The organism is Micromonospora sp. NPDC050795, from assembly GCF_044456785.1.
Lineage (GTDB): Bacteria > Actinomycetota > Actinomycetes > Mycobacteriales > Micromonosporaceae > Micromonospora.
On sequence record NZ_JBITGE010000088.1, the window covers coordinates 1 to 2,679 of the forward strand.

General features: G+C 64.4%; 3 protein-coding genes. All 3 read right to left on the minus strand.

Annotated elements, in window-relative coordinates; genetic code table 11:
- Positions 1-115: 115 nt before the first annotated feature.
- Positions 116-787, minus strand: coding sequence for a winged helix-turn-helix domain-containing protein (locus ACIBEF_RS32175; protein WP_396797187.1), 672 nt, complete (start codon positions 785-787; stop codon positions 116-118).
- A gap of 442 nt (positions 788-1,229) precedes the next feature.
- The gene (locus tag ACIBEF_RS32180) at positions 1,230-1,892 is read right to left on the minus strand and encodes a hypothetical protein (protein ID WP_396797188.1); all 663 of its coding nucleotides are present in this window, start codon (positions 1,890-1,892) and stop codon (positions 1,230-1,232) included.
- A 94-nt stretch (positions 1,893-1,986) separates the two neighbouring features.
- A complete protein-coding gene (locus ACIBEF_RS32185; protein ID WP_396797189.1) occupies positions 1,987-2,178 on the minus strand; it encodes a hypothetical protein in 192 nt (63 codons plus the stop codon).
- Positions 2,179-2,679 lie beyond the last annotated feature (501 nt).

A 2,679-nucleotide genomic window follows, 5' to 3' on the forward strand; every position in this document is an offset into this window, starting at 1 on the left:
TCCGACCCTTCGACCACACCCATCGATGACCACGATGGCGACGCCGACACCAGCACCGCGCCAAAACAGCCCACTACCAGCGAAGACTCCACCTCCACCAGATCCGGCTGGAGTACTAACTCGGGTCGGCTGGCGCCATCTGGTAACCGACCCCTCGGACGGTCGCGATGACCGCAGGTGCGCCTAGCTTCCGTCGGAGCTGGGCAATGATGACGTCGACCACGTTCGACACCGGGTCGGCCATCTCGTCCCAGCAGTGCTCGATCAGCTCCGTCCGACTCACCACCGAAGGGTGGCGCATCATCAGCCTTTCGAGCACCGCGAACTCCTTCAGGGTCAGAGTCAGCAGGACGCCTGCCCGCCGTACCTGTCGTCGGGCGGCGTCGAGTTCGACGTCGCCGACGCGCAGGAAAGCGGGTCGGGTGGAGCCACGCCGCCGACACAGCGCCCGGACTCGGTGGACCAGCTCAACCGTGGCGAAAGGCTTCGCGACGTAATCATCCGCGCCTGCTTCGAAGCCAGCCACTCGATCGTGCAGGTCGTCCGACCTGGCGAGCAGCATTACCGGGACCGCTATACCTCGTCTTCGGAGCTCGTAGAGCTGGTCGGCCGAGTCCCCGTCCGTAATAACTCTGTCGAGCACCAGGCAGTCGTAGTCGTTGAGTGCCAGCCGCATCTCGGCCTGGTGCCAACAGGCTGCGGCGTCGACGGCGAGCCCGGCGGAACGCAGGGCGATCACGACGGTGTCGCGGATCAACCCGTCGTCTTCGAGGATGAGGACTCGCATGCGCTGTCTCGTTTCTCACGTCGGCTGCCGGAGATTCGGCATCTCTCGTGACGACTACGACAAGCGATTGCCGAGGTTCGGCTGACCTGCTGACGTTTTGCGCCCGCCCGCCCGCTCGTCAGAGCAGGCGCAGGAAGCTTGATCAGGTTGGGCAAACCAGCACCTGACGTGTGCTCGCCGAACCCTGCCACCGGGCGCCTGGTTGTTCGCTGGTCAGTCCGAGGTTGCTGTTGACCTCCTGGTCGAATCAGCGGTGCCCTATCGATAGCTCCGCCAAGTCCTGACCTCCCCGGTCTTGTTGTCCACGAATCGCTGCCGCAACGTTCTGACTGACCGTGCTCGAGAAGCGCGAGGGTCAGGGAGGCTGCCACTGAGCTGCCTCACTGAGCGGTGGACGAGGAGCTGCCGTAGTAGCGCTCGCTCACCATTGAGTCTCCGCCACCTACCGCGTGCCCGATCGATGCGGATGAGGCGCGAGGACCATCCTGCGGCCGGGGAACGATGCGTCACTCAGAAGCCAGCCGTTGCTGGTGCTCACAATGCGGTCGGCGCCGATCTTCCTCCTCAGGCGGGAAATGATCGAGCTGACCACGGAGGCACTACTCGGACGCAGCCGTATCGGCATGCTGGCAAAGACCTGAGCTCCACCCAGTGGCGTCCGGCGGGACGCCAGGATCACCTCCAAGGCCGCGGCTTCCTGCGGGCTCAGACGAATCGCCTGGGACTGTCCGTCCAGCCATACGTCACGGACCGCGCGATTCAGCACTATCGCCGCCGCGTCGTCTACGACAACCTGATCGGGCGAGTCCCCGTCCCGGGAGTTGGACTTGACGGACCAGCCACCGTCGCCCGTCAGAATGTACTCACGGCCGATTCGCCGTCGAAGACGATGGATGACGACCCCGATCTGGCCGGCCCGCGCGGGTCGGATCGTGGTTGGCATCTCACGCCAGATCTGCTCGCCACTGCGCGGTAGTCCGCGCGCCTCGACCAATGCGCGTAGTACGAGGAATTCTTGCCAGCCGAGCCGTACAGCGGAGGGCTTGTTGTGGATCCAGGCCCGGCGACGCGGTTCGTCCAGCCGAAGATCCCCGAAAGACAACACGCCTGATCCTCCAATAGCGCTGGGCATTCAAGCCACCAACCATCTAACCCCGTCACTATGCGATGACCACCCAACCGATTGCGTAGGTTTGCGATCACCACGCCGATTGCGCCGCCGCCGGTGGGCGCGATCCGCGCGGCAGGGCGGCCAGAGTCACGTCCCGGGTGGCGGGATCGCCAGAACGTTTGATGAGGACGGCCAGTACGGCTGCCTGGTATCCACTGAGCTCGGTCGCCCGCATTTTCGGACGAAGCCGCGCCATACCCGAGGGCAGGGTGAGCTCCACGCCCGCGTAGGACAGTGTGTACATCCGTGGTGGACAGGGGATGACACGCCGTCGACGGTAATCTCGAGGTAGGAGCCGCTGCACTTCGCCTAACCTCCGTCCGACACGCCACTTCCCACCGCCTGGGTGCCGGCGGGTGGTTATGCCGATCGCATTGTGGCCGCTTACACATGAGGTTTTGATGAAGCGGCGCACAGCGTGCTGCCCGCAGGCGACAGATAGGAATCCTGATTTTTCTGGCGGTGGCTCGCAGCGCGTTCCACATTTTTGCGTGCCACCAAGGGTCAGGGTCATTGCTTGTTGGTGTAACTGCTGGTCACGGCGTCGATGAGGTCACGTGATCGGCGGTCGGAGCGGCGGTTGGCGCGGGCGATGTTGGTGTCGACGTTGATGCGGTGCTAAGGGACGTCTCGTAACTGGGTGAGGGCGTTGTCCGGGGCCGGCTCGGTGGTCAGCCGGTGAGGATGATGTTGTGGAGGTTGGCGATGCCGGAAGCGGCGT